The 14,288-nt window shown below is 70.6% G+C and carries 15 protein-coding genes; 5 read left to right on the top strand and 10 right to left on the bottom strand.

The window, feature by feature from the left end:
• Window positions 1-16 precede the first annotated feature (16 nt).
• The 4 genes from IB242_RS12775 to IB242_RS12760 are packed head-to-tail and all read right to left on the bottom strand — an operon-like array spanning window position 17 to window position 3,541.
• Window positions 17-697, bottom strand: coding sequence for an ABC-type transport auxiliary lipoprotein family protein (locus tag IB242_RS12775; RefSeq protein ID WP_192279881.1), 681 nt, complete (start codon window positions 695-697; stop codon window positions 17-19).
• A complete protein-coding gene (locus IB242_RS12770) occupies window positions 694-1,617 on the bottom strand; it encodes an MlaD family protein (RefSeq protein WP_192279879.1) in 924 nt (307 codons plus the stop codon). Before IB242_RS12770 ends, IB242_RS12775 begins: the two co-directional genes overlap by 4 nt.
• Window positions 1,618-1,620: 3 nt before the next feature.
• Complete coding sequence (locus IB242_RS12765; RefSeq protein ID WP_192279877.1) at window positions 1,621-2,421, bottom strand: ABC transporter ATP-binding protein; 801 nt, start codon at window positions 2,419-2,421, stop codon at window positions 1,621-1,623.
• Window position 2,422: 1 nt separating this feature from the next.
• Window positions 2,423-3,541, bottom strand: coding sequence for an MlaE family lipid ABC transporter permease subunit (locus IB242_RS12760; protein WP_225540557.1), 1,119 nt, complete (start codon window positions 3,539-3,541; stop codon window positions 2,423-2,425).
• An 86-nt stretch (window positions 3,542-3,627) separates the two neighbouring features.
• On the opposite strand from IB242_RS12760, the gene IB242_RS12755 reads away from it, so the two are divergent.
• Window positions 3,628-4,881, top strand: a complete 1,254-nt coding sequence (locus IB242_RS12755) for a threonine/serine exporter family protein (protein ID WP_192279873.1) — start codon at window positions 3,628-3,630, stop codon at window positions 4,879-4,881.
• A gap of 427 nt (window positions 4,882-5,308) precedes the next feature.
• On the opposite strand, the gene IB242_RS12750 is transcribed toward IB242_RS12755, so the two are convergent.
• Both IB242_RS12750 and IB242_RS12745 read right to left on the bottom strand, forming a co-directional pair.
• Window positions 5,309-5,734 carry an H-NS histone family protein gene (locus IB242_RS12750; protein ID WP_192279871.1) on the bottom strand — a complete coding sequence of 142 codons (426 nt, stop codon included), beginning with the start codon at window positions 5,732-5,734 and terminating at the stop codon, window positions 5,309-5,311.
• Between the two features lie 169 nt (window positions 5,735-5,903).
• Window positions 5,904-7,598 (bottom strand): proline--tRNA ligase, encoded by a 1,695-nt coding sequence (locus IB242_RS12745; protein ID WP_192279869.1) that lies wholly within the window; start codon window positions 7,596-7,598, stop codon window positions 5,904-5,906.
• 197 nt (window positions 7,599-7,795) lie between these two features.
• On the opposite strand from IB242_RS12745, the gene IB242_RS12740 reads away from it, so the two are divergent.
• Window positions 7,796-7,936 (top strand): hypothetical protein, encoded by a 141-nt coding sequence (locus tag IB242_RS12740; RefSeq protein WP_192279867.1) that lies wholly within the window; start codon window positions 7,796-7,798, stop codon window positions 7,934-7,936.
• A gap of 34 nt (window positions 7,937-7,970) precedes the next feature.
• On the opposite strand, the gene IB242_RS12735 is transcribed toward IB242_RS12740, so the two are convergent.
• The gene (locus IB242_RS12735; protein WP_192279865.1) at window positions 7,971-8,246 is read right to left on the bottom strand and encodes a DUF4124 domain-containing protein; all 276 of its coding nucleotides are present in this window, start codon (window positions 8,244-8,246) and stop codon (window positions 7,971-7,973) included.
• Window positions 8,247-8,251: 5 nt separating this feature from the next.
• A complete protein-coding gene (locus IB242_RS12730) occupies window positions 8,252-8,632 on the bottom strand; it encodes a DUF4124 domain-containing protein (RefSeq protein ID WP_192279863.1) in 381 nt (126 codons plus the stop codon).
• 101 nt (window positions 8,633-8,733) lie between these two features.
• On the opposite strand from IB242_RS12730, the gene pssA reads away from it, so the two are divergent.
• From pssA to rimI, 3 genes are read left to right on the top strand one after another with little or no spacing between them, the layout of a single operon-like run.
• Window positions 8,734-9,507: a CDP-diacylglycerol--serine O-phosphatidyltransferase gene (gene pssA, locus IB242_RS12725; protein WP_192279861.1), complete on the top strand. Its 774-nt coding sequence runs from the start codon at window positions 8,734-8,736 to the stop codon at window positions 9,505-9,507.
• A gap of 5 nt (window positions 9,508-9,512) precedes the next feature.
• Complete coding sequence (locus IB242_RS12720) at window positions 9,513-9,965, top strand: alanine acetyltransferase (protein WP_192279859.1); 453 nt, start codon at window positions 9,513-9,515, stop codon at window positions 9,963-9,965.
• Window positions 9,962-10,468: a ribosomal protein S18-alanine N-acetyltransferase gene (gene rimI, locus IB242_RS12715; RefSeq protein WP_192279857.1), complete on the top strand. Its 507-nt coding sequence runs from the start codon at window positions 9,962-9,964 to the stop codon at window positions 10,466-10,468. The genes IB242_RS12720 and rimI overlap by 4 nt, the downstream gene beginning before the upstream one ends.
• A 202-nt stretch (window positions 10,469-10,670) precedes the next feature.
• On the opposite strand, the gene IB242_RS12710 is transcribed toward rimI, so the two are convergent.
• Both IB242_RS12710 and IB242_RS12705 read right to left on the bottom strand, forming a co-directional pair.
• Window positions 10,671-11,210 (bottom strand): isoprenylcysteine carboxylmethyltransferase family protein, encoded by a 540-nt coding sequence (locus IB242_RS12710; RefSeq protein ID WP_192279855.1) that lies wholly within the window; start codon window positions 11,208-11,210, stop codon window positions 10,671-10,673.
• A gap of 228 nt (window positions 11,211-11,438) precedes the next feature.
• On the bottom strand, window positions 11,439-14,285 hold the full coding sequence (locus IB242_RS12705) for a valine--tRNA ligase (RefSeq protein WP_192279853.1): 2,847 nt from the start codon (window positions 14,283-14,285) through the stop codon (window positions 11,439-11,441).
• Between the last annotated feature and the right edge of the window lie 3 nt (window positions 14,286-14,288).

Here is a 14,288-nt window from a genome sequence, read left to right as displayed (position 1 = left end):
ACGCACGGATGCGGCCTCAGTGCGCGCGGTGCTCCAGCGGCGGATGCAGCTGCGCGTCGTTCTGGCCCTGCTGCAGCGTCCAGCCGGCGATGTCGCGGGTGATCGTGGCCAGGGCCTGGTCGAAGGCCATCGCCACGCTGCCGATCTCGGTGCTGTCGGCCGGCTGCACCTGCAGGAAGGTGCGGCTGGCGACCACCCGCTGTTCGGCGTTGTGCAGCAGCTTGGCGTTGATCTCGATCGTCGCCGCCGGCAGCGTGCCGCCGTCGTAGTCGGCCTCGTAGCGGCGCAGGTCCATCGCCAGGCGGTAGTCGGCGCGCAGGCCGGTCGCCAGGCGGCCGACCGCGTCGATCCGGCCGGAGTCCTCCAGCACCCGCAGCACGGTGGCTTCGAGCATGTCGGTCGGCGGTTGCGACCACACCGCGCCGGCATAGACCTGGAGTTCGCCCGGCACCGGACGCACGCCGATCCGCGGGCTGTCGACCAGGCGCGCGGCGCTGGGCTTGGCCACCGCCAGCTGCCAGCGCACCTGCGGCCAGGCCGGATCGGCCTGCACGCGCGGCTGCGGTGCGTAGATGGTCACCGGATCGCGCTGCCCGCCGCCGAGGACCGAGCAGCCGGCCAGCAGCGCGAGCGCACCGGCGCAGAGCAGGGAAGCGATGGCGCGCGGCTGCAGGCGCTGGACGGGAATGAGGCTCATGGCTCGAACTCCTTCGGGCCGTCGCGGCCGAGCAGGTAGCGGGTCGGGTTGTTCTCGAGGCGGTCGCTGATCTGGCGCAGGTCGCGGATCAGGCCGCGCAATTCGGTCAGGGTCGGCCCGAGCTGGGCCAGCCCGTCGTTGGCGAAGCTGTTGATGGCCGCGCGGTTCTCGCCGAGGATCGCGTCGGCGTTGCCGGCCGCCGAGTCGAGCCGGGCCAGGGTGGAATCGAGCTTGGCGATGATCGCCGGCAGCTCGCGCACCAGATTCTGGTCCAGGCGCTGGATCGTGCCGTTGGTGGTCACCAGGGTCGCATCCAGGCTGCGCGCGGCATCGCGCGCGCTGACCAGCAGCGATTCCATGCCCTCGTCCTTGGACGCCAGCGTGGTGCTCATCCGCTCGATGTTGCGCAGGGTGGCGGTGATGCTGGTGACGTTCTCGTCGCTCAGCACCTGGTCCAGGCGCTCGACGATGCGGTTGGCGGTGTCGGTGATGTTCTGCAGCGCCGACGGCGTGGTCTGGATCACCGGGATGTCGCGCTTGTCCACGCTGGTCAGTGCCGGCGTCTCCGGCGAGCCACCGCTGAGCTGGATGATCGACGGCCCGGTCAGGCTGGTGATCGCCAGCTTGGCGCGGGTGTCGGTCTTGACCGGGGCGGTCGCGTCCACGCGGATCAGCGCGATCGCCCGGCGCGGGTCCTGCGGGTCCAGCGACAGGCGCGTGATCGAGCCGATCGCGATGCCGTTGTACTGCACCGGGCTGCCGACCGACAGGCCGGTGACGGCCTCGTCGAACACGATCTGGTACTGCTGCCAGCTGCGTTCGGACGAGTACTTCGCCGCCCACAGGCCGAACAGCAGCAGGGCGACCGAGATCACCAGGGTGAAAGCGCCGATGAGGATGTAGTTGGCCTTGGTTTCCATCGCTCAGTCCGTCTGTGCCGGAGTAGGGGCCTGGCCGCGTGCGGCACGTGCGCGCGGGCCGTGGAAGTAATCCTGGACCCACGGATGGTCGAAGCGCTCGACCTCGTCCAGCGGGGCGTTGACGATCACCCGGCGGTCGGCCAGCACCGCGACGCGGTCGCAGATGGCGTACAGGGTGTCCAGGTCGTGGGTGATCAGGAACACGGTCAGGCCCAGGGCTTCCTGCAGCGTGCGCAGCAGCCGGTCGAACGCGGCTGCGCCGATCGGGTCCAGGCCGGCGGTGGGCTCGTCCAGGAACAGCAGCGGCGGATCCAGCGCGAGCGCGCGGGCCAGGCCGGCGCGCTTGCGCATGCCGCCGGACAGCTGCGAGGGCAGCTTGGTGATCGCGTCGGCCGGCAGGCCGGCCAGCTTGACCTTCAGCAGCGCCAGCTCGTAGCGCAGGCGCTCGGACAGTTCGGGGTGGTGCTCCTTCAGCGGCACCTGCACGTTCTCGCCCACGCTGAGCGAGGAGAACAGGGCGCCGTCCTGGAACAGCACGCCGGTGTTGCGCTCGATGTGCTGGCGCTGGGCGCGGTCGTCGGACAGCGCATCGGCGCCGAGCACCTCGATCGTGCCGTCGACCGGCCGGTTCAGGCCGAGCAGGGTACGCATCAGCACCGACTTGCCGGTGCCCGAGCCGCCGACCACGCCAATGATCTCGCCGCGGCGCACGTCCAGGTCCAGCCCGTCGTGCACGACCTGGCTGCCGAAGCGGTTGACCAGCCCGCGCACCGAGATCGCGATGTCGTTCCCCAGCGTGCCCATCTCACCAGCCCACGTGCATGAACCACAACGCGGCCAGCGCGTCGAGGATGATGACCAGCGAGATCGTCTGCACCACGCTGGACGTGGTGCGTTCGCCGACCGACTGCGCGGTGCCCTCGACCTGCAGGCCCTCCTGGCAGCCGATCAGGCCGATCACCATCGCGAACACCGGCGCCTTGGCCATGCCGACCAGGAAATGCCGGACCTCCATGGTCTCGTGCATGCGCGCCAGGTACATCTGCGGCGGGATGTCCAGGTCGAACGCGCCCACCGTGATGCCGCCGGCCAGGCCGGCCATCATCGCCACGAAGGTCAGCAGCGGCAGCATCACCAGCAGCGCGATCAGGCGCGGGATCACCAGCAGGTCGACCGGGTCCAGGCCCAGGGTGCGGATCGCGTCGATCTCCTCGCGGCTCTTCATCGCGCCGATCTGCGCGGTGAACGCGCTGGCGGTGCGGCCGGCCAGCACGATCGCGGTCAGCAGCACCGCGAACTCGCGCAGGAAGGCGATCGACACCAGCTCCACCACGAAGATCTCGGCGCCGAAGTCGCGCAGGATGGTCGAGCCGAGGAAGGCGATCACCGCGCCGACCAGGTACGACAGCAGCGCGACCAGCGGCACCGCGTCCAGGCCGACCTGCTCCATGTGCGAGACGGTGGCGGTCAGCCGCAGCCGGCGCGGTTCGCGCACCATGCGCACCAGCTTGCTGAGGTTCTCGCCGGTGAAGCTGAGCAGGGCGACGACCTCGCGCGCGTTGGCGTGCACCGCGCGGCCCAGGCGCTCCAGCGCGGCACCCACGCCGTAGTCGCGCCGCCGGGGCGGGCGTTCGTCGGCCACGTCCTCGATCACGCGCACCAGCGCGACGTGCTCGTCGCGGAACGACAGCGCGTCGGGGGCGAGCGAGCGGCGGCCGGCGAACCGGATCAGCTGGAGCACGCCGGCCGAATCCAGGCGCCCGACCCCGGACGCGTCCATCCGCTCGACCGGCTCGGGCAGCTGCTGCAGCTGCTCGGTCACCGCCAGCGCATGCCGCAGCGTCCAGTCGCCGGACAAATGGATCGTCGCCGGAGTGTCCGGGTCCTGTTCCCAGCGTGGCGGCGTGGTGGCGTCGTCGGTCATGGGCATCCGCCGCCGAGGATACAGGCTCGCGGGGTGAGGGCGATGTATGACCTTCGGGACGCCGGCGATCGGGGATACTGTGCGGCATGTCCGTCGCCGCCCTGCACATGTCCAGTGCCACCTACGCCCAGCGCATCGCCTTCGTGTCGGAGATGGCCGCGCGCCTGCATCGTTACGGCACCACCGCGCAGCGCCTGGAGGCGGCGATCACCGCGCTGTCGCAGCGGCTGGACCTGGAGTGCGAGGCCTGGTCGAACCCGACCGGCCTGATCCTGAGCTTCAGCGACCCGGGCAAGACCCTGGGCAGCACCGACACCACCCGGGTGATCCGGCTGGCGCCGGGCGAGAACGACCTGCACAAGCTCAGCGAGGCCGACCGCATCGCCGAGGCCGTGGTCAACGGGCAGATGAGCATCGCCCAGGGCCATACCGCGCTGCGCACGCTCGACCATCCGCCCGCGCGCCGTACCCGGGTCCTGCAGGTGCTGGCGTTCGGCCTGGCCGCGGCCGGCGTCGCCGGCCTGTGGCGCCTGCCGTGGCTGGACATCGGCACCGCGGCGTTCACCGGGGTGCTGATCGGCCTGCTCGACCAGTACACCAGCCCGCGCCCGGCGTTGAAGGAAGCCGGTGACGCGCTGGCCGCGCTGACCGCCGGCGCGGTGGTCAGCCTGATCGCGGCCCTGGCCGGGCCGATGAACCTCAATACCGTGGTCATCGCCTCGCTGGTGGTGCTGCTGCCCGGCATGGCGCTGACCAACGCGATGAACGAGCTGGCCAGCCAGCACTGGGTGTCGGGCACGGTGCGCTTCGCCGGTGCGTTGACCACGGTGATGAAGCTGACGGTCGGCGCGATGGTCGCGGTGATCCTGCTGGACATGCTCGGCCTGCAGCCGCAGGTGCGCGCGCTGCGGCCGCAGCCCGAATGGGTCGAATGGATCGCGATGCTGGTGGCCGCGTTCGCGTTCGCGGTGCTGTTCAAGGCCAGCCGCCGCGATTACCCGTGGGTGATGGGCGCGGCGGTCACCGGCTACCTGATCGCCCGCTATGCGGGCCTGGCCTGGGGCAGCCAGATCGGCATCTTCATGTCGGCGCTGGTGCTGACCGCGGGCGGCAACGCGTTCGGGCGCTGGATCCAGCGCCCGGGCGCGATCATCCGCCTGCCCGGCATCATCATGCTGGTGCCCGGCAGCGCGAGCCTGCGCGGACTGCTGACCATGATCCAGCAGCAGGATGTCGATGCCGGCCAGAGCGCGCTGCTGGGCGTGCTCAACATCATCATGGCGCTGGTGGCCGGCCTGCTGTTCGGCAATCTGCTGTTTCCCGCCCGCAAGAATCTGTAGCCGCATCGGGTGCGACCGCGCGATGCCGGCGCTCCGCCGCGTGCAGTGGGCCGGGCATCGCGGCCGAGGCGCGACCGCTGCGGGGCCGTCGGTGCAGTGGGGGCGGCCGTGCTCCCGTCGAGTGCGTCGCGCATGGCGCGCCGCCGTGCGTGCGTCGATCGCGCGGGCGGGTAGTGATGGCGCGCTGGATGCGGGGTCGCGGGGTTCGTCGTGGAACCGCGTATCGTCACCGCGCGAATCCGCGTGGCGACACCGCCAGACAGCGCGGTGCCGGTATGCCGCGCTGGGCGTGCCGTTGCCCACCCCGGTCCGTCAGACCATCGCACCGCGACGGCACGCATGCGCAACCGGCCGCCCCAGTGATTCCAGTAAAAGAAAACGCCGGCGCAGGGCCGGCGTTCTCAATCGTCGCGGTGGGGCGGGCGGATTACTTCTTCGCCTTCTTGACCACGCGCTTCTTCGTGGCGGGCGCGCTCTTGGGCGTCAGCTTGGCCACGCCCGGAATCACGAACTCGCCCAGGTCGCGGCCCTTGGCGGTGAGAGCGGCCAGCCAGCGCGGCTGCTTGCCGCGGCCGGTCCAGGTTTCCTTCGCATTTTCCGGATTGCGGTACTTCGGCGCGACCTTGCCCAGCTTGCGGGTCGGTCTGGTGGCAGCGGCACTGCGGCTGCGGCCGGCCGGCGCGGCGCCGAACAGTTCCTCGATGGTGTAACCCTCGGCCTTGGCCAGGCGGGTCAGCTTGCTACGGACCTTGGCGATGGGCGCGCGCTTGGCCAGGGTGGCCTGACGCTTCTTTGCAGTGGTGATCAGGCTGCCAAGCTCTTTGGCGGACAGCGAGTTCAGGTCGATCGACATCGGATGGTTCTCCGGGTGGACAGGCAGGGGGCTTGCCTATCCTTGGCATCAAACGCGGCGAAGCGTAATGGAATAAAGATAATCCGGCAAATAAATTCCACGTGAAGAAAAGGGATTATGCCGCCGCATAATCCCCTTTCCCGCCGCGCCGCGATGGAATACCCGCTGCTCAGCCGGTCAGGCGGGCCAGCAGCGTGCCCCGATCCAGCGATTCCGCATCGCCGCCCTGGCGGGCCTTGTATTCGAAGGTTCCGGCGGCCAGGCCGCGTTCGGACACCACCACCCGATGCGGAACGCCGATCAGTTCGATGTCGGCGAACATCGCGCCGGGGCGCAGGCCACGGTCGTCGAGAACGGCATCGATGCCCGACGCGAGCAGCGTTTCCAGCAGTTCCTGCGCCGCCGCGTCGACCGCCGCGTCCTTCTTCGGATTGATCACGCACACCGCGACCGTCCACGGCGCCATCGGCGCCGGCCAGACGATGCCGGCCTCGTCGTGATTCTGCTCGATCGCCGCGGCGACGATGCGCGACACGCCGATGCCGTAGCAGCCCATCGCAGGCACGGCGGCCTTGCCGTTCTCGTCGAGCACGGTGAACTTCATCGCCTCCGAATACTTGCGGCCGAGCTGGAACACATGGCCGACCTCGATGCCGCGCGCCAGGCGGATCTCGCCGCCATCGGCGGCGCGGTCGCCCGGCACCACGTTGCGGATGTCGGCGACCACGTCCGGCTCGGGCAGGTCGCGGCCCCAGTTGACGCCGGCGAGGTGGAAGCCGGGCTCGTTGGCGCCGACCACGAAATCGGCCATGGCCGCGACCTCGCGGTCGGCGACGACGCGGATCGGCTGCTTCGGGCCGACCGGGCCGAGGAAGCCGGGCTGGCTGCCGAGATGTCCGGCGATCTCGGCTTCGGTGGCCGCCCGGTAGTCGGCCAGGCCGGCGACCTTGCCCAGCTTGATCTCGTTGACCATGTGGTCGCCGCGGACCAGCGCCAGCACGAACCCGTCCTCGCCGATCACCGCCACCGACTTGACCGTGCGCTGCAGGGCGATGCCGAGCAGGGCGGCCACCTCCTCGCAGGTCTTCTGGGTGGGGGTGTCGACCTTGCGCAGCGCTTCGCCCGCCGCCGCACGCGGGCCCGGATCGGCGGCCTGCGCGGCTTCCACGTTCGCCGCATAGTCCGAGCCGGTGGAAAAGGCCAGCGCGTCCTCGCCCGACTCGGCCAGCACGTGGAATTCCTGCGAGGCATCGCCGCCGATCGCGCCGGAGTCGGCCTGCACCGCGCGGAATTCCAGGCCCAGGCGGGTGAACACGCGGGTGTAGGCGGCCTTCATGTTCTCGTATTCGCGCGCCAGGTCGGCATCGCTGGCATGGAACGAATAGGCATCCTTCATCAGGAACTCGCGCGCGCGCATCACGCCGAAGCGCGGGCGGATCTCGTCGCGGAACTTGGTCTGCACCTGGTAGAAGTTGACCGGCAGCTGCTTGTAGCTGGACAGCTCCTGGCGCGCGAAATCGGTGATCGCTTCCTCCGCGGTCGGGCTGTAGCAGTACCCGGCTTCCTTGCGGTCGCTGATCTTCAGCAGCTGGCCGCCGAACTTCTCCCAGCGCCCGGTCTCTTCCCACAGCTCGCGCGGCTGGATCGTCGGCAGCTGCAGTTCAACCGCGCCGGCGCGGTTCATCTCCTCGCGGACCACGGTCTCGACCTTGCGCAGCACGCGCAGGCCCAGCGGCGACCAGGTGTAGAGGCCGGCGGCGAGCTTGCGGATCATGCCGGCGCGCAGCATCAGCTTGTGGCTGACCAGCTCGGCGTCGGCAGGGGTTTCCTTGGTGGTATGCAGGTGGAAGCGGGACAGGCGCATTGGATGACGGCCGGCTGGTGACGGAGAAGGGCGGACATTCTGCCAGTACCGGCCGTCCGCTGCCGTTGCCGGTGCGATGCCGCTCCCCGCCCGGCGCGTGGACGGGGCGGCCCACCATGGCCGTCGCGCGGCGCTTGCCGGCGCAGGAAACGCGATCCTCGTCCAGAATGCGCGTCCTATCCATCGCAGGCCAGGGCATGACCGGCAGAAAACCGCCGTTTTCCGGAAAAGGGCAGGGCTACCTGGGCAGCCAGCTGCGCATGACGGCGATGGGGGCAGGCCTGATCCTGCTGCTGGTCGGTCTGTACGAACTGGCCGACTGGCTGGGTCTGGTCTAGAGCACGCCCACGCGTCGCCGCCGCGGAACCGCGTTCAGCGGCTGGCGTCGACCTGGATGCCCGGGGCCGGCTCACGCGCGATGCGCTCGTACGGAACGCCCTTTGGCGGCGTGTCGGTGACCTGCAGGGTGCCGTCCGCATCGCGCCACCGGTAGAGCGCGGGGATGGCGTCGGTGGCCTGCGCCGCGGCTGCGTCGGCGGCGCGCTGGCGTGCCTCGGGCGAGCGCGTCGGCGCCTGGTCGCGGCCCAGCCACCAGGCCAGGCCGCCGCCGATGGCCAGCCCACCCAGGATCGCCCACGCCGCGCGCATGCCGCTCAGCCCGCCGGCGGGCAGTAGGCCTTGATCGCCGCCTCGGCCAGGTCCTTCTGCGCGCTGCGCTCCTCCGGGCTCAGCGTGCGGTCGGGCTTGCCGTCGCCATCGCTGTCCTGCTGGATCGCGCCACTGCCCTGCAGCACGGTCAGGTTGGCGCGCGCGGTGGTGCACTGCGGCGACTCGACCGACGTCGCCGGCGCGGCGGTCGCCGCGGTGCCGGGCTGCTGGTCGATCCGCCGGGTCTGGTAGGCCTGGCCTGCCGGTGGCTTGTCCGAGGAGTGGGTCACGCCGCGGGCGTCCTTCCACTGGTAGACGGTGCCGGCCGCGGCGGTGCCGGCCAGGGAGGCCGCCAGCAGCAGGCAGCAGAGAGGAACGGTGCGCATCGGCGATCTCCGGGCATGGACCGGGCGATTGCAGCACCGCGGCGGCGCAGTGGCAAGCCGGCGGTGTCGCGGCCTGCGGCGTCTGGCCCTACACTGGCGCGATGGACCAAGACCGCCCACCACCGCGCTCGCGCGGGATCTACCTGCTGCCCAACCTGTTCACCACCTGCGGCCTGTTCGCGGGCTTCTACGCGATCATCGCCGCAGCCAACAGCCAGTTCACCGCCGCGGCCATCGCCGTGTTCGTGGCCGGGCTGATGGACGGCATCGACGGCCGCGTGGCGCGCCTGACCGGCACCAGCAGCGAGTTCGGCGTGCAGTACGACTCGCTGGCCGACCTGGTCAGTTTCGGCCTGGCGCCGGCGCTGGTGATGTACCACTGGGCGCTGTCTGCGCTGAAGTTCGACGGCGGCACGATGGGCAGGGTCGGCTGGGCGGTGGCCTTCCTGTATGCGGCCTGCGCCGCGCTGCGCCTGGCCCGCTTCAATACCCAGGTCGGCGTGGTCGACAAGCGCTGGTTCGTCGGCCTGGCCAGCCCGGCTGCGGCCGGCCTGATGATGTCCTTCGTGCTGGCGTTCGCCGATGGCGAACTGGGCTGGAGCGGCGAGGAGCTGCGCTACGTGGCGCTGGCGGTGACCCTGCTGGCCGGCCTGCTGATGGTCAGCCGGATCCGCTACTGGAGCTTCAAGGGCAGCGGTGAGGGCGGCGCGCGCGCCGACCGGATTCCGTTCGCGGTGCTGGCGATCGTGCCGGTGGTGATCGCGGTGCTGTTCATCGATCTGCCGCGCGTACTGTTCGCGATCGGCGTGCTGTACGCGCTGTCCGGCCCGGCGATCGCGCTGTGGCTGCGCTCGCGCAGGTCCGCAGGCGCCTGATGCGCATGCCGGAGGCGACGCTGCTGTGGGCGGCGCAGCAGGGCCAGTGGCTGCAGGCGCTGGGCTATACGGTCTATCGCCTGGGCGATGCGCCGGAGCCCGAGCCGGTGCAGGCCACCTCCGCGCCGCGTGCGGTCGAGCCGGCGATGGACACCCATCCGGTCCGCACCGCCACCGTGCCGGCACCCGAACCGCAGCGGTCGGCGCCGCCCCCGGTCCGTTCCACGCCCGACACCCAGGCCTCGGCGCCGGCGCGCGCAGCTGGCGGCATGCGCCGCCCGGCGCTGCCGGACAGGCTGCAGCTGGCGATGCTGCGTGTGTCCGGGCTGGATCCGTCCGATCCGGCCACCCAGGCCCTGATCGAGCGCTGGCCGATGGCCGAGCTGCGCGGCAACGGCGCGGCCAAGCGCGCGTTCTGGCCGACCCTGCGCGCGCTGCGCAAGGCCGCCAGGCGATGAGCGTCGCGGCCTATCGCGAGGTCGCGCCTGCGTGGCGCCTGCGTCCGATCCGCGAGGGCGACCTCGACGCGGTGATGGCGATCGAGGTGCGCGCGTATCCGTTTCCGTGGACGCGCGGGATCTTCCGCGACTGCCTGCTGGCCGGCTATCCCTCGCTGCTGGCGCTGGAGGACGACCGTCCTGCCGGCTACGGCCTGCTCAGCATCGCCGCCGACGAGGCGCATCTGCTCAACCTGTGCACCGCGCCGGAGCGCCAGTCGCGTGGTCTGGGCCGGCACCTGCTGCGCGCGCTGGTACGCAGTGCGCGCGACCGCGGCGCGCAGCGCATCTTCCTCGAGGTGCGGCCGTCCAATCCCGCGGCCATCGCGCTGTACGACAGCGAGGGGTTCAACGAGATCGGCCGCCGGCCGCGCTACTACCCGGCGCACAACGGCCGCGAGGACGCGATCGTGATGGCGATGGAACTGGTCGCCGACGACGTGCAGCGGATGCCGCCCCTGTAGGGACGGGCTGCATCGCGCGGGTGTTCCAGGCGCTCCGCAGGGAACCGCTCTGACGGCGTCCTTCATGCGTGGTGGGACAGTGTTCAAGGCGACCGCCATCGTTCCATCCCGGCCGGTGTGTCCCTTCAAGCATGGTGGCAGGCAGGGCGTGCTGACCCCTGAAGGCAATACGGGCGCAGGCCTGAAGCCGGGAGCTTGAAGCTCACAGCCAGCGGCGGACGCGTGCGGCGTAGTCCACGTAGCGCCGGCCGAAACGGGCGCGCAGCGCACGCTCTTCGGGAACGATCTGGAAGCGGGTGACACAGGCGACGTACAGAGGGACGGCGGTCAGCGCGACCGCGTTGCGCAGCAGCAGCGCGATGCCGACCAGGATCAGCGCGTGGCCCAGATACATCGGATTGCGCGACCAGCGGTGCAGGCCGTGCACGACCAGCTGCGTGCTGCGTTCCGGGGCCAGCGGGTTGACCGTGGTGCCGGCGCGGCGGAAGGCGAGTTTCGGCAGCAGGTTCAGCGCGAGGCCGGCTGCGACCGCGGCGATGGCGGACCAGGTCAGACCAGCTGACGCGGACACGGCGGCCGCGGCGGCGACGCACGACAGCAGCCACGCCAGCGCCGCGCAGGCCAGCAGCACCAGCGGCGGTGGAATGCGTGCCTCCAGTCGCCGCAGCAGCGCCGGCAGCGATTGCGCCCCAGGTGGCAGCTGCCGGGATGCAGCCAGGTCCGGGGCGTGGTCTCCACGCATGCGGCGGCGGTGTGCCGCATGCGATGACTGCAGAGACGGGGCCCGCCGCGGCTGCGATGCATCCGGCCCGGCCGGTGCACCGACAGATGCCGTGGTCGCTGATGCGGGGATGGCGTCGGCCCGCGACGTCGTGTGCCAGGTCGCAGGCGGGCCATCCGGCACGCCCGCGTCCGCATCAGTGCGTGTCGTCGACTCCGGTGGAATGGACGGCACCCGCGCTCCGTGTGATCAGAGCTTGCCGCGCTGCTCGCGCAGGCCGGTCAGCTGCGCGGTCCAGTCGGCCAGGCGCGCACGCTCCTGCTCGACCACCGCCGCCGGCACCTTGTCGCTGAACCTGGCCAGCTTGGCCTCGCTCTTCTCCAGCTCGGCGGCGACCTTGGCGATCTCCTTGTCCAGGCGCACGCGCTCGGCATCCAGATCGACCAGGCCTTCCAGCGGCACCAGCAGACGCAGCTCGCCGACGATCGCGGTGGCCGCCGGCGGAGTGACCGCATCGGCGGCCAGCCATTCGATCCGTTCCAGCCGCAGCAGGAAGCCTAGCTGTGCGGCGAAGCGTTCGATCCGGCTGCGGTCGCTGTCCTGGCCGCCCTGCAGCAGCAGGCCGACCTGCTTGCCCGGCGACACGCCCAGCTCGCTGCGCACGCGGCGCAGCGCGCTGACCATGGCCTTCAGCCATTCGACGTCGGCCTCGGCGCCGGCATGGCCGCTGCCGCCGAAATCGCCCGGCTGCGGATAGGCCTGCAGCGAGATCGACGCCGCATCGAGGCCCAGGCGCGGGCCGACCTGACGCCACAGTTCCTCGGTGATGAACGGGGTCAGCGGGTGCAGCAGGCGCAGCAGCGCCTCCAGCACGTACAGCAGGGTGTGGCGGGTGCTGGCCGCGGCCGCGGCGTCGCTGCCCTGCAGCGCCGGCTTGGCCAGCTCGACGAACCAGTCGCAGAACTCGTTCCAGGCGAACTCGTACAGCGCCTGCGACAGCAGGTCGAAGCGGTAGCCGGCGAACTGCGCCTGCGCTTCGGCGCTGACCTTCTCCAGCCGCGCCAGGATCCAGCGCTCGGCATCGGTGACCGGCTGCGGCGCGCCGCTGAAACTGGCGCCCTCGGTGTTCATCAGCACGAAGCGGCTGGCGTTCCACAGCTTGTTGCAGAAGTTCTTGTAGCCCTCGGCGCGGCCGAGGTCGAACTTGATGTCGCGGCCGTGGCCGGCCAGCGCGGCGATGGTGAAGCGCAGCGCGTCGGCGCCGTGCGGAATGATGCCGTCCGGGAACTCCTTGCGCGTGGCCTTCTCGATGCGCTCGGCCAGCTTCGGCTGCATCAGGCCGCTGGTGCGCTTGGCCAGCAGGTCGTCCAGCGAGATGCCGTCGATGATGTCCAGCGGGTCCAGCACGTTGCCCTTGGACTTGGACATCTTCTGGCCCTGCGCATCGCGGATCAGGCCGGTGATGTAGACGTCCTTGAACGGCACTTTCCCGGTGAAGCTGTCGGTGGCCATGATCATGCGGGCCACCCAGAAGAAGATGATGTCGAAGCCGGTGACCAGCACGTCCGACGGCAGGTAGCGGTCGAAGCCGCGTTCGGCCATCGCCTGCTCGTTCGGCCAGCCCAGCGTGGAGAACGGCCACAGCTGCGAGGAGAACCAGGTCTCCAGCACGTCGCTGTCCTGGGTGAGCACGACATCGTCGGCGAGCCCGGCGCGCGCACGGGCTTCGGCCTCGTCGCGGCCGACGTAGCAGGTGCCGGCGGCGTCGAACCATGCCGGGATGCGGTGGCCCCACCAGAGCTGGCGGCTGATGCACCAGTCCTGGATGTTCTCCATCCAGTGGCGGTAGGTGTTGATCCAGTTCGGCGGGACGAACTGGATGTCACCCGGCTTTCCATCGACGCCTTCGACCAGCTCCAGGCCGCGCTTCGCCAGCGCGTCCATCTTCACGAACCACTGGTCGGTCAGATACGGCTCGATCACCTGGCCGGTGCGGTCGCCACGCGGCACCTGCAGCTTGTGCGGTTTCGTCTCGACCAGCAGGCCGAGGTCTTCCAGCTCGGCCAGCACCAGCTTGCGCGCGGCATAGCGGTCCAGGCCGCGGAAGCGTTCGGGCGCGTTGTCGTTGAGCGCGGCGACCGGGGTGAACAGGTTGATCATCGGCAGGCTGTGACGCACGCCGACCTGGTAGTCGTTGAAATCGTGCGCCGGGGTCACCTTTACCACGCCGGTGCCGAACGCGCGGTCGACGTAGTCGTCGCCGATCACCGGCACGCGGCGGCCGGTCAGCGGCAGCACGACCTCCTTGCCGATCAGCGACGCGTAGCGCGGATCCTCCGGGTGGACCATCGCGGCGGTATCGCCGAGCATGGTTTCCGGGCGGGTGGTGGCGACGATCAGGTAGTCGCGGGTCTCGCGCAGCGTTTCCACGCCGTCGGCATCGACCTCGACGTGCTCGTAGCTGACGCCATCGGCCAGCGGGTAGCGGATCGACCACAGGAAGCCGTCTTCCTCGACGCTTTCCACTTCCAGGTCGGAGATCGCGGTCTTCAGCACCGGGTCCCAGTTGACCAGGCGCTGGCCGCGGTAGATCAGGCCCTGCTCGTGCCAGCGCACGAAGGCCTCGACCACGGCCTCGGACGGCTGCGGGTCCATCGTGAAGGTGCTGCGCGACCAGTCGGCCGAGGTGCCGAGGCGGCGCATCTGCCGTTCGATGGTGTCGCCGGAGTGCTGCTTCCACTCCCAGACCTTGTTGATGAAGCCTTCGCGGCCCAGCGAATCGCGGGTTTCGCCCTTGCCCTCGATCGCCAGGTTGCGGCTGACCACCATCTCGGTGGCGATGCCGGCGTGGTCGGTGCCGACCTGCCACAGCGTGTCGTAGCCGCGCATGCGGTGGTAGCGGATCAGCGCGTCCATCAGGGTCTGCTGGAAGGCATGGCCCATGTGCAGCGTGCCGGTGACGTTCGGTGGCGGCAGCAGGATGGTGTAAGGCGTGCCGTTGCCCGAGGGACGGAAGCAGCCGCCGGCCTCCCATTCGGCGTACAGCCGGGTCTCGAAGGTCTTGGGGTCGTAGCCGGAGGCGAGGGTGTTGGTCATGGT

This window comes from Xanthomonas sp. XNM01 (genome assembly GCF_014851915.1).
Taxonomy (GTDB): Bacteria; Pseudomonadota; Gammaproteobacteria; order Xanthomonadales; family Xanthomonadaceae; genus Pseudoxanthomonas.
Note: the sequence above shows the minus strand (reverse complement) of the source record. Positions and strands in the feature narration are given on the sequence as shown.